The sequence below is a fragment of the Arthrobacter sp. TRD_SC_6 genome (assembly GCF_055361185.1).
The window spans coordinates 1,927,984-1,953,557 of the sequence record NZ_CM143953.1 but is presented as its reverse complement, the minus strand read 5'-3'; the positions used below and the strand labels follow the sequence as shown (position 1 = coordinate 1,953,557).

The following is a 25,574-nucleotide window of genomic DNA, read 5'->3' as shown; positions in this document are numbered from 1 at the left end:
CTTCAGTCGATCGTGACGTAGGCCGGGCCGGAGTAGCGGCCGCTGGAGAGCTTCTGACGCTGCAGGAGGACGTCATTGAGCAGGCTCGAGGCCCCGAACCGGAAGAGGTCGGGCTGCAGCCACTCCTCGCCGACGGTTTCGGCAACGGTGACCAGGTACTTGATGGCGTCCTTTGAGGTCCGGATGCCGCCTGCGGGCTTGACGCCGATCTTTTCCCCGGTGAGGCGGCGCCAGTCGCGGACAACCTCCAGCATGGACAACGTCACCGGGAGCGTCGCGGCCGGGGTGACCTTTCCGGTTGAAGTCTTGATGAAGTCACCGCCGGCGAGGATGGAGAGCCAGGAGGCGCGGCGCACGTTGTCGTAGGTGTTCAGTTCGCCGGTCTCAAGGATGACCTTGAGGTGCGCGTAGGTACCGTCGGCACGCTTGCACGCTTCCTTTACGGCGACAATTTCATCGAACACTTGACCATACCGACCGGAGAGGAACGCTCCGCGGTCGATGACCATGTCAATTTCGTCTGCCCCGGCGGCGACGGCGTCCGACGTGTCGGAAAGCTTCACTGACCGGGAGGCCCGTCCGCTGGGAAAGGCGGTGGCAACGGCGGCGACGTTGATGCGGCCGGTGGCGCCGTCGTCGTGCGCTGCTCCCAACGCCTGCACAGCGTGCGGCACCATGTCGCCGTAGACGCACACGGCGGCGACGCGGGGCGTAGACATGTCATCCGGATCCGGAACCATTGCCTTGGCCACAAGGGATTTCACCTTGCCGGGGGTGTCGGCGCCCTCGAGCGTGGTGAGATCAGTCAGCGCGATGATGGTGTCGAGCGCCCAGGCTTTGGAGGTGGTTTTGATCGAGCGTGTTCCAAGGGCGGCCGCTCGGGCTTCAAGGCCCACGGCGTCAACGCCTGGAATCCCTTCAAGGTAGCGGCGAAGGCTGCGTTCGGTGAGGTCTCCACCGATCACGTCCAGGGCCCTCGACGCCGGGGCGATGGTGGTGCCGGCGTGCGTGTCCATGGTCACATGTTCTCCATACTTCACGTTGTGCCCTCGCGGGCTGCCATGCACGGAACGGTTCCCGCCGTACCCGCTCCGTGCCGAGGCGGCAGGAAGATGGGTATCTGGAACGACGGGACAGGTGGTCGGGCCTGCATGGTCGCTACGAACTTTACCACCGGGTAACTTCTGGCAACCACCTCAAACTCAGGCCGTAAACACCGCGTCGATTACGCCCTGCGCCCACTCAAGGATCGCGGCGTCGGACAGGTCCCGGCCCCCCACAGGTGAGGTCTTCGGCTTCGGGATCAGCGCCGCATTCATTGCGGGTTTAACGGAAGCGCCCGGGTACATGCGCTTCAGGCGCATCTCCTTGGACTCCGGCAGGTTGGCCGGCGCGAACTTGATGAAGTTTCCCTGCATCGCGACGTCGGTCAGCCCAACCGAGCGGGCGCGCACCCGGAACCGCGCCACCGCCACGAGGTTCTCCACCGCGGGCGGAAGGTCTCCGTAGCGGTCCCTGAGCTCCTCCACGACCTCGTCTATCGCTGCAGCGGTGACGGACGACGCAAGCTTCCGGTACGCCTCCAGCCGCAACCGCTCCCCCGGCACGTAGTCGTGCGGCAGGTGGGCATTGATGGGCAGCTCGATCTTCATCTCGGCAGCCTTCTCCTCGGCCTCACCGCGATAATCGGCCACTGCCTCTCCGACCAGCCGGATGTAGAGGTCGAAGCCCACACCGGCAATGTGCCCGGACTGCTCGCCGCCGAGCAGGTTGCCCGCGCCACGGATCTCGAGGTCCTTCAGGGCCAGCTGCATGCCGGCACCGAGCTCGTTGTGGGACGCGACAGCCTTCAACCGTTCCAGCGCCACCTCGCCCAGCGGCTTCTCCGACGGGTACAGGAAGTACGCGTACGCCCGTTCACGGCCACGGCCAACGCGCCCGCGCAACTGGTGCAGCTGCGACAGCCCGTAATTGTCGGCGCGGTCCACGATCAGCGTGTTCGCGTTGGAGATGTCCAACCCGGTCTCAATGATGGTGGTGCATACCAGGACGTCGAACCTCTTCTCCCAGAAGTCCACGATGATCTGCTCAAGCCGGGACTCGCTCATTTGCCCATGGGCGACGGCGACCCTTGCCTCCGGCACCAGCTGCTGCAGGTGGGCGGCGGTCCGGTCAATAGAGGACACCCGGTTGTGCACGAAGAAGACCTGCCCTTCCCGCATCAGCTCGCGCCTGATTGCGGCGGAGGTCTGCTTGTCCGTGTAGGGACCAACGTAGGTGAGCACCGGGTGCCGCTCCTCCGGCGGTGTGGCCAGCGTGGACGTCTCACGGATACCGGTCAGTGACATCTCGAGCGTCCGTGGGATCGGCGTCGCGCTCATCGCCAGCACGTCCACGTTGGTGCGCATCTTCTTCAGCGCTTCCTTGTGCTCGACGCCGAACCGCTGCTCTTCGTCGACGATCACCAGGCCGAGGTCCTTGAACTGCACCTCCGTGGAAAGCAACCGGTGCGTGCCAATGACCACGTCAACCGATCCGTTCTTCAGTCCTTCGATAGTCTCTTTGGACTCCTTGGAAGTCTGGAACCGCGACAGTGCGCGGATACGCACGGGGAACCCGGAAAACCGCTCGGAGAACGTCTCGAAGTGCTGCTGTACCAGCAGCGTGGTGGGCACCAGTATGGCTGCCTGCTTGCCGTCCTGCACTGCCTTGAACGCAGCGCGCACGGCGATCTCCGTCTTGCCGTACCCCACGTCACCCGAAACCAGCCGGTCCATCGGAACTTCGCGTTCCATGTCGGCCTTGACCTCGTTGATGGTGGTCAGCTGGTCCGGCGTTTCGATGTATGGGAAGGCTTCCTCGAGCTCACGCTGCCAGGGGGTGTCCGGTGCGAAGGCGTGTCCCCGCGAGGCCATCCGCGCCGAGTACAGCCGGATCAGCTCGCCGGCGATCTCCTTGACCGCCTTGCGCGCCTGGCTCTTGGTCTTCGCCCAGTCGGAGCCGCCCATCTTCGAGAGCGACGGCGTATCGCCTCCCACGTAGCGGGTCACCTGGTCCAGCTGGTCCGTCGGGACGAACAACCTGTCACCGGGCGCACCGCGTTTGGACGGCGCGTACTCCAGCACCAGGTATTCGCGGATGGTCTTGGTGGGCCCGGCGCCGGTGGAGCGCTGAATCAGCTCGACGAACCGGGCTACGCCGTGCTGTTCATGCACCACGAAGTCGCCTTCGCGGAGCTGCAAAGGGTCGACGGCGTTGCGCCGTTTCGAGGGCATCTTCCGCATGTCGCGGGTGCCGGAGGCGGAGGTGCGGCCCAGCAGGTCCGCTTCCGTGAGCAGGCCGAGCTTGAGCCCGTCGAGCACGAACCCCCGTCCTGCGGACGCCGTCGTGATCTCGATGATTCCCGGCTGCGGTGGTGAGTCGAGTGATTCAACGCGCGACGCCGGGATGTCGGCATCGTGGAACAGTTCCGCCAGGCGCTGGGCGGGGCCCGGGCCCTCCGTGGCGACGACGACGCGCCATTGGTCGCGCACCCGACCGCCGAGGAACTCCATCATCTCAGCGACGTCGCCCTGGTAACCGCGTGGTTCGCGTGCGGCGATAGTGAACGCGTCGACGTCGGTGAGCAGTTCGTCGGAACCGAAGGACGTGACCGACCACCACGCCACGCTGTTGGCGAGCGCCGCGGACCGGGTGTCAACGAGCGACCGGAAGCTTGCCGCTTCGAGGTCGGTACCGAGCTGGCCGCTGAGATCCACGGGGGCCGCTCCACCGTCCGACGCCGTAGCCCAGGCCGCCTGCAGGAACTCCTCGTTGGTCGCCTCGAGGTCGTGGGCACGGGCGCGCACTTTTTCCGGTTCGACGACGACGGCGATGGAGCCCGCTGGCAGCTCACCGACTAACGGCACCATCGCGTCAACCAGCACCGGTGCGAGGGACTCCATGCCTTCCACGGCGATTCCGCCCGCGATCTTCTCGAGCATCCCGGCGGCGGCCGGAAGTTCGTTTTTCAGCCGTGCTGCCCGGGACATGACCGACGGCGTGATGAGCAGTTCACGGCAGGGTGGCGCATACAGCGTGGCGGGGACATCCCGGTCACCATCTGTGGCCAGGGACCGCTGGTCCGCGACCGCGAACCAGCGCATCTGGTCCACCTCGTCGCCGAAGAACTCGACACGGACCGGGTGGTCCTCGGTGGGCGGAAAGACATCGATGATCCCGCCGCGTACCGCGAATTCGCCGCGGTGCGTCACCATGTCCACCCGTGAGTACGCAGCATCGGCGAGCGCCCGGACCACACTGTCGAACTCGCGCTCCTCCCCCACTTTCAGGGCCACCGGCTCAAGATCGCCGAGTCCGTCGACAAGCGGCTGCACCACCGCGCGGATCGGCGCGGTGATGATGCGTACCGGATCCGCTCCGGGGTGGGCGAGCCGCCGCAGGACCGACAAGCGCCGCCCTACCGTGTCCGATCGCGGTGACAACCGCTCGTGCGGGAGGGTTTCCCAGCTGGGGAACTCTTCGATTGACGACGCCGGCAGGTAGCTTTGCAGCGCAGCGGCGAGGTCTTCCGCCTCCCGCCCCGTGGCAGTGACTGCAAGGATCACAGGTGCCGGGGGCACATTGCGGCTGGGGTCGTCGTCGTCCTTCTTCTGGTCGACGGTGCCCAGCCCTTCCACCATCTCAGCCAGGAGTGCCGCGCGGAGCCCGGTGGGAGCACCGATCTCGAGGTCGGTGCTGCGGTCCGCGATGGAGCGGGACGCGTTTGTGCGCACCCTTGCAAAAGATGCGTCCTCCTGCAGGGCGGCGCGAAGACCGTTGAGGGTGGGTCCGGTGGGGGACATGAGAATCCTTTGAGGGATGGGCAACACGAAAGCCCGAAATTCGTCAGAATCCCGGGGAACAGACCAAGCCTACTCGGGTTTCGCCAAGGGCCTCAAAGATGCTCACATAGGATGTACGGGACTAAAAGGTCCAGTTCTACCATCCCGGAGGATCCGTGGCTCTCAGCGCCTCAACCACCCTGCCCTATGACGTCGCCACCGTGACTGGCGTCTTCACCAATGAAGCTTTCCTCAAGCACACCAGCGAGCATGTGGGCGGAGCGCTGAAATCCCTGACGGTCGACGGCGACACGGCCGGTGCGTTCACGCTCACCGCGGTGCGCACGCTGCCCACCACGCGCCTTCCCGAGATGGCCCGTAAGTTCGTGGGCGACACCCTGACCGTGACCCAGAAGGAGGAGTGGGCGGCACCGCTGGCGGACGGCTCCCGTGAGGCGAAAGTAAGCATGAGCGTTTCCGGCGTGCCGGTAAGTGTCGACGCCGTGCAGCGCCTGGTGGCTGTTGGTACCTCCACGCGCGTTGATGTGGAAGGAACCGTGAGTTCCTCCATTCCGTTCATGGGGAGCAAGATCGCCGATGCTGCCGAGCCGATGATCGGCAAGGCCCTGAACATCCAGGCAGCTGAGGCGAAGAACTGGCTGGAGAACCGCTGATGCAGCTGCCGCTCGTCCTCTCGATAATCCTCGTTGTCTCCGGCCTGTGGACCTTGATCGTGTGGCCGCCGTTTCTTCGCCGCATTCTGAAGGACCCGCGGTCGCGGGATGAGCACGCGGCGCCCACTCGTTTCCTGAAGGTCCACTTCATGCTGATCTCAACCTCAATGATCCTGGGTGCTGCGACCCTGGTGATCGGAATCCGCACCCTCACTGCCTGAGCCCTAACTGCTAGGGTTTGAGAAATTGGTGCGCCGGAAAGTCTGGTCGGCAGTTATTTTCGCCTGCCATAAAGGAGCCGCTCGTGTCGAGTCATCAACCCCGGAACGTCCTCGGACGGTCCAGTTACACAGAACACCTGCGGATAGGCGAGATTCTCCGCAAGGAAACAGTCGGCGGAATCCTGCTGATCATCGCGGCGGCAATTGCGCTCATCTGGGCCAACTCCCCCCTGTCGGAGAGCTACTTTGCCCTTCGCGACTTCGAGTTCGGATACGAGCCGTGGCACCTGAAACTCTCGGTCGGGCATTGGGCGGCTGATGGGCTCCTCGCCATCTTCTTCTTCCTGGTGGGGCTGGAACTCAAACGCGAATTCGTTGCGGGTGACCTGCGCAGCCCAGCGCGGGCAATCGTTCCGGTAGCAGCGGCCGTGGGCGGCGTCATCGTGCCCGCACTGTTCTACGTTCTGGTCAATCTGAACTCCCCCGACACCCTGCGCGGCTGGGCGATTCCGACGGCGACGGACATTGCGTTTGCGGTGGCTGTCCTCGCCGTGATCAGTTCCCACCTGCCGAGCGCGCTGCGCATCTTCCTGCTAACGCTCGCCGTCGTCGATGACCTGATAGCCATCGCCATCATCGCCTTCGTGTACACCGCGGAAGTTGAGTTCACGTTCCTGCTGCTGACGCTCGTTCCACTGGCGCTCTTCGCTTTCCTGGCCCAAAAGAACCCGAAGTTCTTCGGCCGCAAAATGCCGGCAGCGTGGTTCATCCTCCTGCCGATCGGTTTCGTCGCCTGGGCGCTGATGCACGCGTCGGGTGTGCACGCGACTGTCGCAGGCGTGCTCCTCGGTTTCATGGTGCCGGTGCTCCGCAAGGGCAAGGACGGCAAACCGATGGAACCGCGCGAGGACAAGCCCGGCCTCGCCGAGACGTTCGAACACCGTTTCCGCCCGCTCTCAGCGGGATTCGCGGTGCCGGTATTCGCCTTCTTCTCTGCGGGCGTGGCCATCGGTGGAGTGGAGGGCCTCGTCTCGGCCTTCAGCGACCCGGTGACGCTCGGCATTGTGCTGGGCCTCGTTGTCGGCAAGCCCATCGGCATCCTCTTGACCACCTGGGTTGTCACCAAGACCACCCGCGCCACCATGGACCCGGACCTGAGATGGGTTGACCTGCTCGGCGTCGGGCTGCTCGCCGGAGTTGGCTTCACGGTCTCGTTGCTGGTCAATGACCTGAGTTTCGACCAGGGATCCGATCCGAACAGCCACGCCAAGGTCGCGATCCTCGCTGCGTCTCTGGTGGCCGCGCTTTTGGCGACGGGTGTGCTGCGCTCCCGCAACAAGCGGTACCGGCTCATCGAGGAAGCCGAGAAGGTCGACGCCGACGACGACGGCATCCCGGACCTTTTCGAGGAAGAGAACCGTCGCTGACGGTTGGCATCGAGTCAGCAGTAATAGCTGATTCTCGGCGGTTTACGCGTCATTTCTGCTGAGTCGACGGGGAGTTTGAGGGAGCCGACGACGGCTGGGGACGAGCCTTGGTCTCAGGAAGGCTACTACATCGCCGGCTCCACTGATAACTCTATGGAAGCGCCCTGTGGGGGTCACGAGTACCCGGTACTTGAATTATTACCTGCCCGAGGGGATCTTCTACTCAGACGGTACTCGGTTGCTCGCCGCCGGGCAGCTCCTCCCGGCTGGTGATGCCCAGCTTGGCGAAAATACGGTAAAGGTGCCCTTCAACCGTACGCACTGAAACTCCCTGCTCCTGGGCGATCTCCCGGTTGCTGAAACCGTTCGCCGCCAGGCGTGAGATGTCCTGTTCGCGCTGCGTCAGTTTCGCGGTGGAGCTGACATCGGTGAACTGCGGACTCTGCAGCCCCTCCAGTTGCGTGACGATCTGGCTAAGCTGCAGCTGAACGGAGCGGGACTTGTGTTCCTCTCCCCGGTGGGCGAGCACCCTGACCGCTTTTCCGAGACACTCCGCCGCGATCAGAAGGTAACCGGTCTGCTGCGCCAGGTGCGCCGCATTGACCAACCCCGCGGCGTCCTTCCGTGCTCCAGATGACGCCATTGCGTGCAGGACGGGTCCTTCCCCGCCTTCGAAGAACTCGGTGATCCGGGCCAACTGCTCCAGACAGTGTTCATCGCCGAGGCGTGTTGCCAATTCGAGGGCCTGTGCCGCCAGGACGGGCATGCCCTCTGCCTCAGCCTGGTCGGCAATGGTGCGCAGTTCCTCGATACTTCGCGCAGCACCCTGGAACAACGCATTCGCTGCGATCACGTGGATCTTGCCCAACAGGTGACCCTGTTTTGTACCGGTGCACGCCTGCGATGCGAAGTCCGTCATGAAGCTCCGCGCGCGTGTGGTGTCACCGACCATAGCGCAGGAGAAGGCAGCGATTCCAAGGGTCATCGCAAGAAGTTGATTCTGGTCCGTCTCCCGCAGGCCCTCGACGGCGAGGATAAGGCTGGTGCGAGCAGTGCGCATCAGTCCCTTGCGCAGCGCTATCAAACCCTCGATCAACTCGACCATTCCGCTGAACTGCCGGGTCCCCCCGGACTTTGGCCTGACAAAGCGGTTCAGCAGTTCATCGATCTCTTCCCAGCATCCCCCGTGAACCAGCGAAAGGAAGTGCCGCGCGCTGACGAATTCCCAGTGCGCCACATACCGGTGGCCGTTCATCTCGATGATTTCCAGGGCATCGGTCGTGTTCCGGGCTCCCTCGATCGCACGCCCGGTTGAACCGAGTGCCTCGCCCAGGAGAGTCCGACCGGCAAGGCGCACCTCCTCGCTGCAGTACGGGTCAGCGAGAATGCTGCGCAAAAGCACCTCGGCTTCAGCGAACCTGCCCTCATAGTTGAGGGCGAAGGACTCCAGGATGCGGTAACCGTTCCTGGACAATCCGATGCGGATGCCCGCCCGTGGGTCCTCCAGCGCATTCTGGTCCTGCGCCAATTTCTCGGCGATCCGCTCCCACCGCGCGGCATCCATCCGGATGGCTTCCGCCGGATTGGGTTCGAGGACCCTCATCGCAACCGAGAGCAGTGAAGCCTCCTTGGCCAGCCTCAAGCTCTCGCACTGGTCCAGGACCTCATCCACAATCTCGCGGGCGTAGCGGAGGTTTCCCCGCGTCATCTGCGCCCGGGCAATCTCCACAAGGGCGCTGCCCCGGAGGTCTGGGTTGTGGACGGCACGTGCGGCGCGCAACGCGAAATCGGCGTCGAATAGCCGGTTAGCCACGACGGCGGCGCGCAGCAGGATTTCCTCTTCGGGCGGAGAGCCACAATCCAGTCCCCAGGCAACAAACCGGAGGAACCCATCCGCCGAACTGGAGTCACGGTCAAAGAGGCCCAGGACCTTCCGGCGGATCATGAGGCTGCGGCCCGCTGGTACATTTTGCCGGATAACCTCGCCGTAGAGCGGGTGGCTCAGGGTTACTGCGCGGTCACGGTCATCGGAGATGGTGACCAATCCGTCCTCGTGAAGGGAAGACACGGCCGCCTGTTCAGCACACTGGACGAGGGCTTCCAGGGGCATGGGCTCAGCAAGGGAAAGGGTTTCCACCACCACGATCTCCTGCTCGGTCCGCCTGCGGAACCTGCTTTTGATGAGGTCCACCAGGCTGACATCGAGCGGCGGCGCATGGCCAACCAGGCGCCACACCCCGTTGCGGAAGTGGAGGTAGCCCGACCTCCGACCCTGCCGGAGCAATGCCAGCAGGAACATCGGATTCCCGCCCGATGTCTGGCCAAGCGTAGCGCCGACGTTTGCCAGTACGTTACCGCCCAATTCCCGCTCGCAGAGTTCCTGCGCCTGCGGCGCTGTCAGCGGCTGCAGGTCGTATCGATGGACCAGACCGTCCTGCCACAGGGAGGCAAGCTCCGACGTCGGGCCCGGGGTACTGCGGGCGAGCGCGAGGATGCGGGCCCGTCTCCCAGCCACGAGCTGGGACAACAGCACGCTGGTGCTGTCGTCGAGTTCGTGGGAGTCATCCACGAGGAACAACGGCATCTTCGAGTTGCCGTTGCTGCTGGCATCCAGGTGCGTCATGATGCTTCGGTATACGGCCACGGAAGAGCCGACGTCGTTGATTGATAAAGAACGGAGGTAGGGCGAGAGGGCACCGTATGGCACCTTGCGCAGCGAGGGGCTCGCAGTGATGGGCAGGACGGCCGCCGTGCCGTCGAGGAGACGGGTCACCGCGTGCGCGAGCGCCGTCTTGCCGACGCCGGCCTCTCCCACGAGGAGCACGCCGAGATAGTGCGGACCCGCCAATGCCGCTGCTATCTCATCGATCAGATCGCTGCGGCCGACGAGTGCCTGCACGTCCTCCGATAGTTCAGCCATAGCTCCGTTACTCCAGTAGCAGAGCCAGCTGGCTGCGCGTGGACACCCCAAGCTTCGAGAAGAGCCGGTAAACGTGTCCTTCGATTGTCCGAACCGAAACACACATGATCTGAGCTATATCACGATTAGAGCGACCCTGCGCTACGAGCACCGCAATACCGCGCTCACGTTCGGTCAGAGCATCGAGGGCCGCCTTGCGACCCGCAACGCCGGGAGCACCTACGCGGCGCAGGACCCTCTCGGCCTCAGCCACGGTGGAGTGATCGCCGCTGTCCTCCGCCAGCTTGCCTGCGATCCGCGCGGCGTCGGCGCTGAGCCGGTGGTTCCCGATCTCCGAAGCCATCTTCGCGGCCAGCAAAAGCTGGTGAATGTCCTGCGATCCGATGCCCTTCCCGTACAGGGCGCCCACTTCAGCGTATGGTCCCTGCACGGCGAGCGCCGAAGAAACCAGCCTGTCGGTAGCGGTTTCCAATCCGAGCTGCACACTCTGGCAAAGGAACATGAGTTCCTGCCCATGGTTGCCAGCGGCCCTTTCCTCGTCGGCGAGGGTCAGCATGCGTTTGGCGACGTCCAGCGGCGCGTCGGTCGCCGAGGCAGCAAGTGTGGTGAAGTAGTCCACTGCCCGGCGGGAATGCCAGGACAATCGCTCGGAGCGGTACCGTGCCCGGGCCAGGTGTTCCTGGGAGGCAGAAACTTCGCCCACCAGCGCGTAGGCGTACGCCGTCGTCGCTTCCGCCAGCGGCAGCATCTGATGGCGGTCCCGCACCCTAAGCTGGCTGAGCGCAGGGAGGAGCTTGTCGAGTGCTTCCGTGCCGCGGCCCCCATAGGCAAGCAGGCAGCCTTCTGCGAACTCGGTGGCCGACCCGTCGTACGCGGAGTTTCTCGTGCTCACCACCGGGCCGGCGAGTTGTGCCAGGCATTCCTCCCAGCGGCCCGAGAGCATCATGAGCGTGAAGACCCGCACAGCTGCCGCTTCCAGCACGAGCGGATCCGTGCTCGTATCCGCCAGCCGGGACCGTACCCTCAGAGCAAGCTCGATGGCGTCTTCCTGCCTGCCGGTCATCGCCAGCGCTTCGGCCAGGCACCCGAGCAGTTCAAGGTTGTTCTGGTTCCCGAAGGGTTCATCCAGCAGATCGCCGTACTCTCCGATGAGGTCCGCGTAGCGTCCGTTGTACACGGCGAGCTCCGCCGTCAGCACGTCGACCTGGCGCCGCACTTCCTCAACGCCCGACGTCGTTTCCTCGGCTGCCAGCCGCCGTCGGATTTCCACGAGCAGTCGTTCGGCCTCCGAGCAACGGGAAGGACTTCTCGCAAGCAGCCTGCACTGCAGCGCACTCACTTCTATCCACTCACGGTGTTCCAGTGCCGGGAACTTCCAGAAGAACTGTTCCAGTGTGCTGAGGGCCGCATCGATGTCTCCGTCGGCCCCCAGCGCGCGGGCCTCCTCCATCACTGCTCTTGCGGAGGATGAATACCCCGGAATGGCTCGCACAAAGCGCAGAGCTGTCGCCGCCTCGAAGTGCCTGTTGGCGAGGACGGCAGCCTCCAGGAGGTTCTCGTCGTCTATGTCCGCGCCGCAGTCCAGGCACCAGGATGCGTAATTCATCAGCGCGATGGCGGGCATCTTCCAGTTTCGGGACTCCTGGGCGAGGGCTCGCAGCAGTTCCTGGCCCCGGCCGAAGGAGACCTGCGCACGAACCACGTCACTGACTAGACCGTTGGCTACCTGGACCAAGGGGACGTCTCCATAATCCAGGCGCAGGATCTTCTTGCGCTGGAGGTCATCGACGGCGGCGGACGCGACAAAGCGGAGCAACAGCTCCAGCGGAATGGCGCCCATCACCGACACCAGTTCAAGCACTTCCCTTTCTTCGGGGGGAAGGCGGCGAAGGCGGACGACGATCCAATCCGACACCGGCCTACGCGCCTTCGGTGAGCTGGAAAGCTTGGTGACCCAAACGCCGTCGCGCTCCAGCATCTCGCCGGAATCCACCTGTTCGCGCGCCAGCGCCTGCAGGAAGAGCGGATTTCCGCCGGTGGTATGCCACATGCTCGCTGCTACCGACCGGGAAACAGGCGCTTCGAGTGCCGCTGAGAGTAGCCGTGTGGTGGAAGCCAGCCCGAGCGGGCCAAGATCGATCCGGCGCAACGCGCCATCTTTCCAGAGGTCGCAGAAATCTTCCGGGGAATCATCGACGCTCTGGCAGATGGCAATGAGTTTGGCTGCTCCCACCCTCACGAGGTGGGTGATGGCCATGGAAGAGGACGAATCAAGGTCTTCCAGGTTGTCAGCGAGGATGAGCGTCTGCCGGCCGTCTTCCCTGCGCTCGTACAACTGCTGAAGTCCACGCAGGAGCATCAGCGGGTTGTCCGCGATAGCTTCTTCCAGGTCGCTCAGCACAAAGCTCAACGCACCGTACGGCATGCCCTTCGCGACGACGGATCCGCGCACGTACACAAGTTCGAAGTTCTCTTCCAACTGCCGGGCAGTCCGCTGGGCGAGGGCGGTCTTTCCTACGCCGGATTGCCCCGCGATGATGACGCCACGGCAACCGGGGTCGAGCAATGCCTCGCGGGCATCGCTGAGTTCGCCGTCACGTCCGACCAGCGGCCATTCGCCGTGGACGTTCAGCATCTTGGTCTGCCGAATCCCCAACCGTTCAGGCATTTAGGCCGAACGGGAGCATCCCCCGGGATCGACAGGTCATTGTCGACGCCGGCTGAAACACAATTTTTCATCGAGTCCGCCCCAACACGTTGCGTTGAGGACTAAGACTACGCCCGTTTGTGATATAGCGCATACGGCATTTAGGAGGACGCAAAAAAGGGACCGACGTTGGGATGGGGGTGGCCCAGTCTCAGAGGCCGCCCAACGTCGGCCCCCGCTTTTGGGGCCATCAGGCCGTGCAGTCAACCGCGGATGAATTCCGCTTCGGACTGCTAAAACAAGTTTATCGCTATTTGCCCGCGGAATGAAACTTCTGCTGGGCGTTCAGAAGCCCGTCAGCCACCAGCGCTTCTACGGCGTCGGCTGCTTCTTCCAGGAGAATGGGGAGGTCCTTCTTCTCGACCGTGCTGAAATCCTTCAGGACGTAATCGGCTGCTTCCTGACGTCCCGGCGGACGGCCCACACCCACCCGCACGCGGGCGTAATCCTTGGTGCCCAGCGCTCGGCTGATGTCCCGCAATCCGTTATGGCCTCCCTCGCCGCCACCGACCTTGAGTCTGATGGTGTTGAAAGGGATGTCGATTTCATCATGCACAGCAACCACGTTCCCGGGGAGGATGCCATAGAAACGCGCGAGCGCGCCGACGGGATCTCCGGTGAGATTCATGTAGGTCAGGGGTTTCGCCAACACCAGCCGCGGCCCGCCGATGCCGAGCCGTCCTTCGAGTACCGTTGCTTTCGCTTTGGAGGATCCGAACTTCCCGCCGAGTCTTGCGCCCAGCACGTCCAGAACCATCTGGCCAACGTTGTGCCGGTTACCGCGGTAGCCGGGCCCGGGATTCCCGAGCCCGGCTACCAGCCAGGTGTTATCAGCCACGTAAGCGGATTCTTAGCTGTCGGACTCTTCGCTTGCCTCAGCGGTGTCGCCCTCGGCAGAGCCTTCAGAAGCGGACTCGCCAGCTTCGCCTTCAGTTTCCTCGCCGAGGTCCTGGGTGACAGGAGCTGAAACGTTGATGATCAGCGTTTCAGCTTCTGTCAGCAGGGTAACGCCCTTCGGGAGGCGGATGTCGGAGGCGTAGACGTGGTCGCCGACGCCGTGGCCGTCGAGGTTGACGGTCAGCGACTCCGGCAGGTGGGTTGCTTCAGCCTCAACCGTTACGGTGGTCTGCTCGAGGTTGGTGACTACGCCAGGCTTGGGCTCACCCTCAACGTGAATGTTGACCTCGACGGTGACCTTCTCGCCCCTGCGTACGGTGAGCAGGTCGATGTGCTCGACGATCTGCTTGAGGCTGTTGCGCTGCACATCCTTGGCGAGCGCAAGGTGCTCTTCGCCGTCAACGTCCACGCTGAGGAGGGCGTTCGAGTTTCGGACTGCCAGGGTGGTGGCTTTCGAGGGGAGGAGGATGTGAATGGGATCCGCGCCGTGGCCGTAGATGACTGCGGGAATCTTGTTGGCGCGGCGGGCCTGGCGTGCGGCACCCTTACCGAAGTCGGTGCGCAATTCTGCGGGGAGCTTTTGCTCGGACATGATGTCTCCTGGTTTTGTGGATGGTCTTCTGGACGTACCGGCGAATGCAACGAAAGTCCAGGACCTCCAGAACCGCGTTCAGGAACGCTCTTCAGGAAAGCCGCTAGCCACCGTCGATCACGGAACACGTTCTGGAATTCACCAGAGAGTTCCCTCGCCTAGGCATCAGGGAGTAATGCTACCGCAATAGGGCCCGCCGCCCTCAATCGCATAACTGGGCAGGGGGGACTGCTCAGGTGTTGCCGTCGAAGAGGCTCGTGACTGAGCCGTCGTCGAACACTTCGCGGATTGCCCGGGCAATCAGCGGAGCGATGGACAGGACCGTCAGCTGCGGGAAACGCTTCTCCGGGCCGATCGGCAGGGTGTTGGTGACCACCACTTCCCGTGCGCCGGATTCAGCGAGGCGGCGTGCGGCCGGATCGGAGAACACGGCATGGGTGGCAGCGATGATGACGTCTTTAGCCCCGGCGCTCTTCAGCACGTTCACCGCGCCCGAGATGGTTCCTCCGGTGTCGATCATGTCGTCGATAAGCACGCAGGTGCGCCCCTCGACCTGGCCAACAACCGTCTTGGAGACCGCCTGGTTCGGCATGGTCAGGTCCCGGCTCTTGTGCACAAACGCAAGCGGTGCGCCGCCGAGGCGCTCAGCCCACTGCTCGGCGACCCGGACACGGCCGGTATCAGGCGAAACCACGGTGATGTTGTCGGCGTCCACCCGGGTGCGGATGTAGTCGGCGAGGAGCGGGATGGCCATCAGATGGTCCACCGGCCCATCGAAGAAGCCCTGGATCTGCGCGGTATGCAGGTCAACGGACATCAGGCGATCCGCGCCGGCCGTGTGGTACAGGTCTGCTACCAGCCTGGCGGAAATCGGCTCGCGTCCGCGGCCCTTCTTGTCCTGGCGGGCGTAGGGGTAGAACGGTGAGACTACCGTGATGCGCTTGGCAGAGGCCCGCTTCAGCGAATCGACCATGATCAGCTGCTCCATGAGCCAGTTGTTCAGCGGAGCCGGATGCGCCTGGATCACGAAGACGTCGGTGCCCCGGACGCTCTCCCCACTCCGGACGTAGATCTCACCGTTGGCGAAGTCGTAGGCGGAGACGGGCAGGAGCTCCGTGTCCAGCACCGCTGCGATCTCTTCAGCCAGCTCCGGGTGAGCCCTCCCCGAGGCGAGGACCAGCTTCTTCTCCCCGCGTGCAGTGATCTCGCTCATGAACGATTGCTCTCTTCCGTCGATGATTCAATGGCACGTGCCGCGGCGTCGGCTGCCGCGGTCCCCGGACGTTTCTGTTGGACCCAGTTTTCGGTATTGCGCTGCGGAGAGACACTGAGCGCCAGCGCACCCGGCGGCACGTCCTTTCGGACCACCGCACCCGCGCCGGTGTAGGCTCCGTCGCCAACACTCACGGGAGCGACGAACACCGTGTTTGAACTGGTGCGGACCTCACTGCCGATGACTGTGCGGTGTTTGTTGACGCCGTCGTAATTCGCGGTGATGTTTCCGCAGCCGATGTTGGTGTTCTCACCAATTTCGGCGTCACCGGCGTAGCCGAGGTGGGAGAGCTTGGAGCCCTTGCCGATGGTGACGTTCTTGGTCTCGTAGAAGGCGCCGATCTTGCCGGCCTCACCGAGCACCGTGCCGGGCCGCAGGTAGGTGAACGGCCCCACCGAGGCTCCGGGGCCGATCCGCGCCCCGCTGCCGTGCGTGCGCACAACCTTCGCCCCCTCTTCAATGACGACGTCGGTGAGCGTGGAGTCGGGGCCGACGACGGCGTCGCGCGCCACCTGAGTGTTCCCGTGCAGTTGGGTGCCGGGAAGGATGGTCACATCCTCATCGAGCTGCACCCCTACGTCGATCCAGGTGCTTCCAGGGTCGACGATCGTCACTCCCGCCCGCATCCAGCGTTCCAGCGTGCGGCGGTTCAGCTCGGCACCGAGGGCGGCGAGCTGGACGCGATCATTGGCACCTTCGACCTGCCACCGGTCAGCGGAGACGACGGCGGCAACGCGCCCGCCGCCCCGGCTGGCAACACTGCCGCCACCCCGGCTGGCAACGGCCGGCACGTCAGTGAGATACATCTCGCCCTGAGCATTGTTGGTGTCAACGTGCGTGAGGCTTTCCCGGAGCACGGCGGCGTCGAACGCGTAGATCCCCGAATTGATTTCGGTGATGGCGCGCTGTGCTTCGGTGGCGTCCCCGTGCTCAACGATTCCCGTGACGGTGCCGTCCGCCGCCCGGACAATGCGTCCGTAACCTGTGGCGTCCTCAAGCACGGCGGTCAGGATGGTGACGGCGTTGCCGCCGCGTTCATGGACCCGCACCAGTTCCTGAAGCGTTGCGGTGTCCAGTAGGGGCACGTCGCCATAAGTTACGACGACGGTTCCTTCGACCCGGTGCCGGGCGTCTAGGGCTTCGAGGGCAATCTGCACTGCGCGCCCCGTGCCCGGGATGTCATCCTGGTCCACGATCTGCACTCCCGCATCCAGTTCCAGGATGTGTGCAGCGACGCGGTCGCGTTCATGGCGCACGACGACGGCGAGCTCACGCGGCTGAAGCCCGCGGGCCGCAGCGAGTGCATGGCCCACCATTGAGGTACCGCCGAGGCGATGGAGGATTTTGGGGGTCCGGGACTTCATGCGCGTACCGGCTCCGGCCGCCAGGACTATCACTGCTGCTGGGGTTGTTGACCCCTGTACGGGCTGGTTCTCGTGGCTCACGAAGAGGGCCGCTCCTTGCCTGTGTTGAACGCTCGCTGACCCATCTGCCACGCTCGTTGAACTGCTCGATGCAATCCTATCCGTGCCGCGGACGTCAGCCGTTCCGCCCATAGGATTCGAACCTATACTCCACAGCTCCAAAGGCTGGGGTGCTGCCATTACACCAGGGCGGACCGCGTGCGTCCGGTGATTCCGGCCCAGTGCACGCGACTACCCAGTTTGCCATGTCTGAGCGGCATCCTGCGACTCAGCCGGTTGCACTTTGTGGCCTTGAGTTGCCTGCCCCTGAGACGACGAGTACAACGAAGTCCTTGAGTTGTCCTCCTAGATAGTTGGCGCGGGCGCCAACCAATCCATTCAATATAGTGGTGCAGAACCAGTGGCAGGGAGAACCGGAGGTGCACCCCTTGGTCGATCGCGAGTCACCCTTACCTGCAGCACGGCACCTCAATTCCAGAAGAAGAGTCCAGCGGGCGCCTGCAACGCCGATAGCCATCAGACGTCGCCAGCGCCGTACAGGTGCGCACGACCAACCCCGCGCTGAGCCGGATACTCCTGCGTCAGTGATTACAAAAACGGGAGTGCCCTCGTATCGCCGCAAGCGGGCGATTGCGCTGATTCTAACTGTGCTGGTTGTGGTAGCAATTCCCGTGCTAATCCTCGCGCTGGTGTTACTGGGATAAGGTTGCACCATTAAGGTCTCAAGTAGTGAGGGGGCACTCATGCCCGTAATCATGCCCATTTACGGCACCCGTCCCGAAGCCATCAAGATGGCACCCATCATCAAAGCGCTCCAAGGCGCGGAGCAATTCGAATGCGTCGTGACCGTGACCGGTCAGCATCGAGTCATGCTCGATCAGGTGAATGAGTTGTTCGGAATTCTGCCGGACCATGATCTGAATATCCTCCAACAGAGACAGACGCTGAATTCGATCATGACCAAGACAATCGATGGTCTGGACAAGCTCTTCACGTCCTCCAAACCTGACGCGGTAATTGTTCAGGGTGACACCACAACTTCCACAGCTGGAGCGATCGCTGCTTTCTATCACGGTATTCCGGTGGTCCATGTGGAAGCTGGCCTGCGCTCGGGAGACCTGTTTTCCCCATTCCCCGAAGAAGCCAACCGGAAAATCACTTCGCAGATCGCCAGCCTGCACTTAGCACCCACACAGACCAGTAAAGCGAATTTGATAGCGGAGAATGTGCCGGCGGAGGACATTGTCGTTACCGGTAACACCGTCGTAGACGCTCTACTGACAACGGTGGAAAAACACGTACCGTTCTCCGATGAAAGGCTTGAGGACCTCGCAGCATCCGGCAAAAGAATTCTTCTCGTCACGACGCACCGACGCGAGAACCAGGGCGATGCAATGCGCGGCGTCGGTAGGGCGTTGGCGAGAATCGCGGATTTGGAACCTGACCTCGTAATTGTACTTCCAGCACATAAGAACCCGGTCGTGCGAGAAGCAGTACTGCCATCACTCGAGGGGAAATCAAACGTAATCGTCACTGAACCGCTCGCTTACGGCGAGTTTACTCGTTTGCTGTCACTTGCCCACATCGTTCTGACCGACTCAGGGGGGGTTCAGGAGGAGGCGCCCAGTCTCGGCAAGCCAGTCCTGGTGATGCGTGAGAACACTGAGCGGCCTGAAGCAGTAGACGCAGGAACGGTTCTTCTCATTGGAACGGACGAGGACCGAATCGTCATAGAAGTGGACCGTCTGCTGAATGAACCGACGCGCTTCGACGCCATGGCAAATGCCGTCAATCCGTACGGCGATGGACGGGCGGCCGCGCGATCTATCGCAGCATTGTCGCAGCTGTTGAATCTCGGGCAGAGAGTTGCTGAATTCTCCGGGCACGACCACATGCGACCCTCCCGCTGAACCGTTGCGGCCCGCTCGGATCGATGAACAACGTCAACATGGCCAGTTTTCCCTCTCTGCAGGAGAGTATTTCGCCTGTTGCAGTGCAGGGTTCGCGTATAGGGTTGCGACGGCCAGCAGCACCGTGTCGCCGCTAATCGTGCCTGACTACCTCGTAACTTCCGTCGAGGCGCTTCGCTTGCACGGCTCCAGGGGCAGGGTGTTCAGGAAGTGGGCACGCACTCAAGCCGATGTTCTTCACTGCCTCGCTCAGTCTCGTGGGCGGGTGCTAATCTCGGTCATACCCAGATGCCCAGAGGAGTACCTTGACCAAGGACAAGCCGCATGCGTCCGATCTGTATATTGCCGGACGAAAAGCCTTAGAATCCGGGGACACGGAGACCGCCGTGAACCTAATTGCCGACGCCGTCGCTGCTAATCCCAGTAACGCTGGGTGGAGGGCCACGCTGGGCCAGGTAATGATGGACGAAGGTCGCGTTCACGAGGCAATTGCAGAATTGCGCCGGGCCACCGAGGACGCGCCAGAAATAGGGCGATTCCAGATTCTTCTTGGCCGTGCACTGAACGAGGCGCTTCAAGCTAATGAAGCTCGCGCTGCTTTCCTTCGAGCAACCCAGCTTGACCGAGAATCTGTGGCTGCGTGGGCGGTCTTGGGACGGTTCGCAAAAGAGCAAGGGGACTTCAATACTGCAAAGCAGGCATATGGGCAACTCGTAAAACTTGATCCACAGCAAGTGTCAGGACATGTGGCTTTGGCGGAACTAGCCGCCCAAGAAGGCAACTCGCAGGCCGAACTTTTCCACCGCGGCATCGTCGCAGAACTAAAAAGCGATCACGTTCCTTCACAGATGCTGCACGCCGCTGGCCTGATGAAGGCGGAACGGTTCCCCGAAGCACGGGAGCGGTATCTTCGTGTGGCCGCGCTCCAGCCACATCATCCCGCGGCCAGCGCCGTAGTTGACGAATTGAGCCGGTGGACAGCCTCCGGCCCGCCCGAGGGAGGGGTCGTCTCAGTTGATTACTACGACGACGTGTATGGGAGGGACAACCACTACAGGGAAGATGGAGCCACACTCGAGCACGCCAAACATTTTTCGCTAATCTGCGACCTTCTTGACTCGCATAGCGCCCAGAATGTTCTTGATCTAGGGTGCGGACCCGGACAGTTCGCGCAATATCTCAGGTCGCGAATGACTGTCCCTTACCTTGGCGTCGATTACAGCCCAGTCGCAATTCGTTCTGCCAACAATCGGCAAGTGCCCGATGCTGAATTTCGTGTAGTCGATGTAATCGCGTCCGCGCTCCCCCATTGCTCTCCTACAACTTCGATCGTATGCACGGAAGTGTTGGAGCACGTCCTCGAAGACGAAGCACTGATCGCGAAAATTCCGGCCGGTCACCCCTGCTACTTTTCGGTTCCGAGCTTTTTCACCTTCGGCCATGTCCGCCACTTCGATGATGAGACGTCGGTCCGAGACCGTTACTCGCAGTACTTTGACAACTTCGCAGTCACCGAAATTCCGATCGGTGCGGGGAAGAACCGTCTCTACGTATTCTGCGGGCGCAGGAACTCCGTTGGGAGCTCCGTCTAGGGAGAACCAAGCGGAAAAGGGTGTCAGCCTCTGACCTGTTCGGCCATATTCGCCAGTCGAGGTTCAGGCGCTTCGTCGAGAAGCTGGCGCGTCGCTTGAGGGCCGATGTTGAATAAAGCGTCAAGCGCCGAGAGTCCCGGGGTAAATTCTTTCGCGTTCTGCTGCGGATATGGCGCGCACCAAAATCCGGTGTAGCACAATTCGAGACCAACTGCTGCGAATGTCCAGGGTTCCTGGTAATTATCGCCACCGCTGCCGGACAAGTAGCAGGAGCCTTCCACCGCACGCACGAGGTCGACAAGCCGCTGGCCTCCAGTGCTATCAAGTTCGAACCGGGACGATCTAACAACGGGCGTGGTGATGGATAACTGGGATGCCACGTGCGACATTAGCGCCTCGTTTAACTCGGCCAGCCCGCGACCTGAATGGGACTGTATGGCCTCGTTCAGTCCCGGCATCACCTCATCGTAGAAGGGCGCCCGCTGGTAGTTGTGCTTTAGAGTCGAAAGATGTTTCGCAACCCATTCGTCTCCGGCCGGGGTCATGCGATGAATGAATCCATCCTTACGGTGCACCGGGACCGTGAGCCAGCGGCCCTCGCCTTGGAGTAAAACCTTCGATCGGTTGAAATATCCCCCTCGCGAGGCTAATACGTCGTCGAGAATGACGAAGACATCACTGTGGTTGAGCTTGTAGAAATAACCGAGCCAAGGGAGATAGTTTGGTTGGTGAACGCCGACCACCACAGGTGTGATTGCCTTCTCCAATTGCACGTACTCGGCTTTCCGTGACTCCTCCTTGTAACCGTTGGTCTCGTAGAACCGGCGCGCCAGCGCGTTATCCACTGGCGTCTTCAAACCCACCCTGGCATACCCACGCTTGCGGGCAGACTGTTCGATCTCACGAAGGAGGCCCGCCCCAATGCCCTCGTCACGACTGCCGGGCCCCACCGCTATTCGGTGCAACCACAAGGTGTCCCCCTTCGCCGAGCAGAGGGCGTAGCCCACAATTCTGCCGTCCTTCTCAGCCAGTCGCGACAGCTCCCACTTCCCAGGTAGGTCCAAGAGGTAAGCATCGTCTTGCCAGGACATCCAGTCCAAATCGGCATCAACCGCACGCAGCTCCGCCAAGCGAGACTCAAGTTCCCGCTTACCAAGCGTGGAGAAATTAATTTCACTCATTCTCTTACAGAACCCCGCGGTAGAGAGTAAACGCCTCCGCATATTCTTCCCCGATTGTGACCCCGCGCGAGTGGCTGAGGCCGCGTATATAACGCTCAGTGATGTAGGGGCGGTGACGCTGCGACTCATACTCAGCTAAGGCAGCGACCTTCGAGTCCACGTCCCGCTCCTCAAGTTTCACCAGTAGGTTGGCGTCAAATGAAATGTTGTTCCAAGGCATCTCGTAACCTAGAATGGTCCGCGACTTGAACGCACGCATTGCCTCTGCGGCGACAACACCATGGTCCTGGTGCAAGTCATCACGAGTCGGGCAGAAGACCATTTTCGGTTTCAAAGTCTGGTTAAGCTCCACCATGTGTTGCAGGACTGCCTGTCTGTGATCCGCCAGATAGCGGACAGGGAAGTCAAGCACACTCACCCGTTCTGGGGGGATACCGAGAACATTAGTGGCCCGCAAAACCTCTGCGCGTAGAGTCCCGGCGGCCAATCCTTCCGGAAGACTCTCGTCACAACTACAGAAGGCTACGTAATGGACCTCATGTCCCTCTCGAACTAAGCGGGCGATAGTCCCTCCACAACCCAACTCCCCATCATCGGTATGAGGCGCCAAGATAAGGATTTTTGATTTCTGCTGAAGCACGTCCCTTTACCTTTCAGAACTGACTGGAATCGGCCCGTCGCCCAACCCGTACCGATTCGAAAAATGATAGAAATTTGCACCGTCTATTTGAACCGGAGCAGGATCATCAGAAAGAAACAGGGCTTTGACAGTGATGCCGCGAGATGTGAGGGTATGCGTGACCCTCAGGAATCTTTGGTAGCGCGAGATATCTCGAAAACCGATGAGGGTCACGCTTCGCGGATTCCCGAGAAAGGCAACAAGGTCATCCTCGCCATTCTCCCACGTCAAGACACGTCTAGCCTCGAGCGCAGCCTCTCGGAAAGAATGCCTGTCTCGGAGCACTTCAGAGATGGCTTCCGTCCAATTGTCCGCGGTCACACACTCCAGGGTCTTGCCGAAGCCGTACTCGCGCACAATGTCGACGACGTCTGGCATGGGTGGTGCGATCACGGGGAGCCCAGCGGTGAGGTAATCGAAAAGCCGATTGGGCAAGCCAACGGCACCGTTCGGATTGGTAACATCGCTTGTGATCAGGCCCACATCAGCGTCCGCGGCCAGCGAGGCGAGCCTAGAATACTCAACGAAGTCAAAAAAATGGATCCTGTCGCTCAATCCTAGATCCGCGATCTGCTTCATGACAGCTACGTTGTAGTCAGCCGGTTTCAGCTTCACGAACGCGGCTAGATGGACGTTGGAGGGCAGCGCCGCCATCGCCTGAACGACAGGCTCGAACCCAACAACCACGTTCCCGCTCGCGAACAGCAACCGATCCTCTGGCTCAAGACCACAGGCCTCCCTCAGCTCATTAGCAGGGATAGGCTCCTCGAAGCGCCTGAAGTTTGGCAGGACATGCACGGGTGGGCCGAAGTTTGTCAGGGTCTTGGCCATCGCATTGCCCACAGTCAATATGCCATCCACCGCCATCAACGATCCGAAGGCAGCGAGATTGATTATCTCGAGAGTTGGCGGATGGACGCGAGGCGCCAGAGAATGCTTATGAACCTCGACATTCTCGACGCAATCGCAGTAGACACGCCCTCCGTTGAGGCGACTAAGCGATAATCCCGCTGGAACTGTACTGGGGAGCAAGCAAAGGTAAGCGTCAGCGCCGAAGTCCACATCGGACTTGGCCACTTCGTCGAAGAGAAAACCTTGCCGATAGATCCCAATGTAACGACGAGCCGCGTCGTAAAATGCGCTCTTGAGCACAAGTTTCTCGCGGCTAACAGCGAGCTTGTCTTGGTAGAGTAACGACCGTTCCTTCAGGAGCGCTCTGAGCTGAGTGGTCTTTTCGTTGGCCTGAACCACTCGTGCCCGCTGGTCCTGCACGGCCACTCTAAGTTTCGCGATCTGGTTGGCCGAGGCCGCAAGTCGCTCCTTCATCAATTCCTTGACGTGCGCCGTTCTCTCATTGGCCTGCACGACCCGGGACCGCTGGTCCTGCACGATCGTCCTGAGTTTCGCGACTTGGTCTGCTGAGGCTGCGATCCGTTCCTTCATGGAAGCCAACTGGCGATTGGATGCCGCTTCACGTTCGAGAAGCTTAGCGATCTGTTTCTCGAGGCCCTCGTTCTGTCCACGCTGTGCGCCCAGATGCCCTTGAATTTCCTCAAATCGGGCCGGTGGGACTTCCCATTCCGAGCCGTCAGTCGGACCCGTCGGTCCGGAAAAGAGCTGGCGGCACCACGCACCGAAGTTCTGAAATCTCATGTCCCACTCAGCCTAACAGGGCTATTAGAACGAGAGAGTGATCCATTCCCCGTCTTCACTTCCGCGCCCTCCAAGGCTGAACTCAACTCTGGAGGCGAGATGAGTGCCGGGGCGATACGCTCTGCTTCCGAGATGAGGATCAGCTTTTCACTTTCCCATGTATTGCGCTTACCGAAGTCCGCGGCCGCGCGTCGGTAAGTTTCGTGGTCCGAGCGGTCGAGGATCCTCGTCACCGCGGCTGCAAGAGCCTGCGGGTCGAAGGGACTGTAAACTACCGCACAACCTGTCTCCTCGGCGATGCGCCGTAGCTCTGGCAGGTCGGACGCCGCGAAGGGAACACCTGCGCCGGCATATTCGAAGACCTTGTTCGGCAGGGCCATGAGGTTATTACCTGACACGGGCTGATAGGGAATGACCCCGACGGATGCTCCTGCTGTGTACGCCGGAAGTTCGTGCGGCAGCACAGCGGGGATGAAGTGCACCCGGTCGAGCAGATCGAGTTCTTCGACTTGTCTGCCCAGCTCTTCCCGCTGATGGCCGCTTCCCACCAGGACCGTATGCGCGCCTTCGGGGAAGCCTGCCGTTGCCGCAATGAGGACGTCAAGTCCGCGTCCTGCGGTGAGCCCGCCCTGATACAGCACGATCGGGGCCCCTGCCGGAAGACCGAGCAAAACATGTAGGTCCATAGGATTACTCAGAACCTCCTGCGGGATTGCAGGTCCACAGTTCCTCAGAACCACCCCCTCAACACCGTAGCGATTGCGATACACGTCACGAATAGTCTGGTTCACGACAACCACGCTGTCGGCTCGACGCATAAACCAGGCTTCAATGGGCGCGAAAAGACGTTTCTCGAACCGCTTGAACGATGTGCTCTCCAAATAGAGCTCGTGACAATCGTGCAGATGAGGTCGACCCAAGCTGCGAGCTGCAATGTTGGCTCCGACCAATCCCGGCAAATCCGAGCTGACGACGAGATCCGGTGAGAGTTTCTTCACGTACCGCGCCGAGAGGTGCCAGAATTCGAGGAATCTATTGAGACGATGGAAGATGTGCAGAATGGCGCGAATTCGCGCATCGCGCCGCTTCCGCACTGCACGTCCCTTGCGAATGCACCATCTGTGTGCGCGCCTCCAGATGCGCAGCAGGATGCGGCCGGCGAACACGGCACGGCGCGATGTGAGGAGGGGATCGATCGCGCGTAGCAGCGGAGATCTCCGACGTGGATTCCGCTCCTGGTGCGTTGCTGGCGTGCTACGCAGGCTTTGCGCCTCCTTTGACGCGTCCCATCTCGCGCGACGCCTTCGGTTCTGCTCAGTAACCCAGTCGGTGTACCGAACTGCCATAGATTTCGGGTCAAGAAACTCCGTGTGAAGATCTGGATGCTCCAGCCCCACGAGGAAGTCATCCCGCGGCTTCGAATTAACAATGATGACCTCAGCCCCCATGTCCAGAAACGTCATGATGTTACGCCGTATGCGCCCGCGAATCTGCGGCTTCATCGCCACCACTACTACGCGCTTCTTCTGAGCAGCCACTATCGCTTCTTTCTTCATCAGTTTCTCGAACAGGAAGTCACAATCGTCACCCCATGGAGACTT

General features: G+C 61.9%; 17 protein-coding genes and 1 tRNA gene. 5 read left to right on the top strand and 13 right to left on the bottom strand.

Going from position 1 to position 25,574, the window contains the following annotated elements; translation table 11 throughout:
• Positions 1–2 precede the first annotated feature (2 nt).
• Entirely contained in the window at positions 3–1,016 is a 1,014-nt protein-coding gene (gene deoC, locus ACWA1U_RS09385; RefSeq protein ID WP_463721938.1) for a deoxyribose-phosphate aldolase, read from the bottom strand.
• Positions 1,017–1,202: 186 nt separating this feature from the next.
• The gene (gene mfd, locus ACWA1U_RS09380) at positions 1,203–4,844 is read right to left on the bottom strand and encodes a transcription-repair coupling factor (RefSeq protein ID WP_463721937.1); all 3,642 of its coding nucleotides are present in this window, start codon (positions 4,842–4,844) and stop codon (positions 1,203–1,205) included.
• 155 nt (positions 4,845–4,999) lie between these two features.
• Here mfd and ACWA1U_RS09375 point away from each other — a divergent pair, with 155 nt between their 5' ends.
• From ACWA1U_RS09375 to nhaA, 3 genes are all read left to right on the top strand, one after another.
• The gene (locus ACWA1U_RS09375) at positions 5,000–5,497 is read left to right on the top strand and encodes a DUF2505 domain-containing protein (RefSeq protein ID WP_463721936.1); all 498 of its coding nucleotides are present in this window, start codon (positions 5,000–5,002) and stop codon (positions 5,495–5,497) included.
• Complete coding sequence (locus ACWA1U_RS09370; protein ID WP_463721935.1) at positions 5,497–5,718, top strand: SCO4848 family membrane protein; 222 nt, start codon at positions 5,497–5,499, stop codon at positions 5,716–5,718. The genes ACWA1U_RS09375 and ACWA1U_RS09370 overlap by 1 nt, the downstream gene beginning before the upstream one ends.
• 83 nt (positions 5,719–5,801) lie before the next feature.
• Positions 5,802–7,145, top strand: coding sequence for a Na+/H+ antiporter NhaA (gene nhaA / locus ACWA1U_RS09365; protein ID WP_463721934.1), 1,344 nt, complete (start codon positions 5,802–5,804; stop codon positions 7,143–7,145).
• Between the two features lie 223 nt (positions 7,146–7,368).
• Here nhaA and ACWA1U_RS09360 read toward each other — a convergent pair whose 3' ends face one another.
• From ACWA1U_RS09360 to ACWA1U_RS09330, 7 genes are all read right to left on the bottom strand, one after another.
• Positions 7,369–10,065, bottom strand: coding sequence for a helix-turn-helix transcriptional regulator (locus tag ACWA1U_RS09360; protein WP_463721933.1), 2,697 nt, complete (start codon positions 10,063–10,065; stop codon positions 7,369–7,371).
• 7 nt (positions 10,066–10,072) lie between these two features.
• Positions 10,073–12,733, bottom strand: coding sequence for a helix-turn-helix transcriptional regulator (locus tag ACWA1U_RS09355; RefSeq protein ID WP_463721932.1), 2,661 nt, complete (start codon positions 12,731–12,733; stop codon positions 10,073–10,075).
• A 289-nt stretch (positions 12,734–13,022) separates the two neighbouring features.
• Positions 13,023–13,610, bottom strand: coding sequence for an aminoacyl-tRNA hydrolase (pth, locus tag ACWA1U_RS09350; protein ID WP_463721931.1), 588 nt, complete (start codon positions 13,608–13,610; stop codon positions 13,023–13,025).
• A 12-nt stretch (positions 13,611–13,622) separates the two neighbouring features.
• Positions 13,623–14,261: a 50S ribosomal protein L25/general stress protein Ctc gene (locus tag ACWA1U_RS09345; RefSeq protein ID WP_463721930.1), complete on the bottom strand. Its 639-nt coding sequence runs from the start codon at positions 14,259–14,261 to the stop codon at positions 13,623–13,625.
• A gap of 232 nt (positions 14,262–14,493) precedes the next feature.
• Positions 14,494–15,474 (bottom strand): ribose-phosphate diphosphokinase, encoded by a 981-nt coding sequence (locus ACWA1U_RS09340; RefSeq protein WP_463721929.1) that lies wholly within the window; start codon positions 15,472–15,474, stop codon positions 14,494–14,496.
• On the bottom strand, positions 15,471–16,979 hold the full coding sequence (gene glmU / locus ACWA1U_RS09335; RefSeq protein WP_463721928.1) for a bifunctional UDP-N-acetylglucosamine diphosphorylase/glucosamine-1-phosphate N-acetyltransferase GlmU: 1,509 nt from the start codon (positions 16,977–16,979) through the stop codon (positions 15,471–15,473). Before glmU ends, ACWA1U_RS09340 begins: the two co-directional genes overlap by 4 nt.
• Positions 16,980–17,080: 101 nt before the next feature.
• A tRNA-Gln gene (locus ACWA1U_RS09330) sits at positions 17,081–17,152 on the bottom strand.
• A gap of 549 nt (positions 17,153–17,701) precedes the next feature.
• On the opposite strand from ACWA1U_RS09330, the gene wecB reads away from it, so the two are divergent.
• Both wecB and ACWA1U_RS09320 read left to right on the top strand, forming a co-directional pair.
• Positions 17,702–18,868, top strand: a complete 1,167-nt coding sequence (wecB, locus tag ACWA1U_RS09325) for a non-hydrolyzing UDP-N-acetylglucosamine 2-epimerase (RefSeq protein ID WP_463721927.1) — start codon at positions 17,702–17,704, stop codon at positions 18,866–18,868.
• Positions 18,869–19,173: 305 nt separating this feature from the next.
• On the top strand, positions 19,174–20,460 hold the full coding sequence (locus ACWA1U_RS09320) for a tetratricopeptide repeat protein (protein WP_463721926.1): 1,287 nt from the start codon (positions 19,174–19,176) through the stop codon (positions 20,458–20,460).
• A 23-nt stretch (positions 20,461–20,483) separates the two neighbouring features.
• Here ACWA1U_RS09320 and ACWA1U_RS09315 read toward each other — a convergent pair whose 3' ends face one another.
• The 4 genes from ACWA1U_RS09315 to ACWA1U_RS09300 are packed head-to-tail and all read right to left on the bottom strand — an operon-like array spanning position 20,484 to position 25,529.
• A complete protein-coding gene (locus tag ACWA1U_RS09315) occupies positions 20,484–21,641 on the bottom strand; it encodes a WbqC family protein (RefSeq protein WP_463721925.1) in 1,158 nt (385 codons plus the stop codon).
• Positions 21,642–21,645: 4 nt separating this feature from the next.
• Complete coding sequence (locus ACWA1U_RS09310) at positions 21,646–22,281, bottom strand: PIG-L deacetylase family protein (protein ID WP_463721924.1); 636 nt, start codon at positions 22,279–22,281, stop codon at positions 21,646–21,648.
• 6 nt (positions 22,282–22,287) lie between these two features.
• Entirely contained in the window at positions 22,288–23,973 is a 1,686-nt protein-coding gene (locus tag ACWA1U_RS09305) for a glycosyltransferase (RefSeq protein WP_463721923.1), read from the bottom strand.
• The gene (locus ACWA1U_RS09300; protein WP_463721922.1) at positions 23,970–25,529 is read right to left on the bottom strand and encodes a glycosyltransferase; all 1,560 of its coding nucleotides are present in this window, start codon (positions 25,527–25,529) and stop codon (positions 23,970–23,972) included. Before ACWA1U_RS09300 ends, ACWA1U_RS09305 begins: the two co-directional genes overlap by 4 nt.
• Positions 25,530–25,574 lie beyond the last annotated feature (45 nt).

Excerpts from the sequence above, each read along its gene's own strand:
- ACWA1U_RS09305 (WP_463721923.1), bottom strand. The coding sequence starts at position 23,973 with ATGAGATTTCAGAACTTCGGTGCGTGGTGCCGCCAGCTCTTTTCCGGA.
- ACWA1U_RS09355 (WP_463721932.1), bottom strand. The coding sequence starts at position 12,733 with ATGCCTGAACGGTTGGGGATTCGGCAGACCAAGATGCTGAACGTCCAC.
- ACWA1U_RS09315 (WP_463721925.1), bottom strand. The coding sequence starts at position 21,641 with ATGAGTGAAATTAATTTCTCCACGCTTGGTAAGCGGGAACTTGAGTCT.
- ACWA1U_RS09345 (WP_463721930.1), bottom strand. The coding sequence starts at position 14,261 with ATGTCCGAGCAAAAGCTCCCCGCAGAATTGCGCACCGACTTCGGTAAG.
- mfd (WP_463721937.1), bottom strand. The coding sequence starts at position 4,844 with ATGTCCCCCACCGGACCCACCCTCAACGGTCTTCGCGCCGCCCTGCAG.
- ACWA1U_RS09340 (WP_463721929.1), bottom strand. The coding sequence starts at position 15,474 with ATGAGCGAGATCACTGCACGCGGGGAGAAGAAGCTGGTCCTCGCCTCG.
- deoC (WP_463721938.1), bottom strand. The coding sequence starts at position 1,016 with ATGGACACGCACGCCGGCACCACCATCGCCCCGGCGTCGAGGGCCCTG.
- ACWA1U_RS09360 (WP_463721933.1), bottom strand. The coding sequence starts at position 10,065 with ATGGCTGAACTATCGGAGGACGTGCAGGCACTCGTCGGCCGCAGCGAT.
- ACWA1U_RS09300 (WP_463721922.1), bottom strand. The coding sequence starts at position 25,529 with ATGAAGAAAGAAGCGATAGTGGCTGCTCAGAAGAAGCGCGTAGTAGTG.
- wecB (WP_463721927.1), top strand. The coding sequence starts at position 17,702 with ATGCCCGTAATCATGCCCATTTACGGCACCCGTCCCGAAGCCATCAAG.
- ACWA1U_RS09370 (WP_463721935.1), top strand. The coding sequence starts at position 5,497 with ATGCAGCTGCCGCTCGTCCTCTCGATAATCCTCGTTGTCTCCGGCCTG.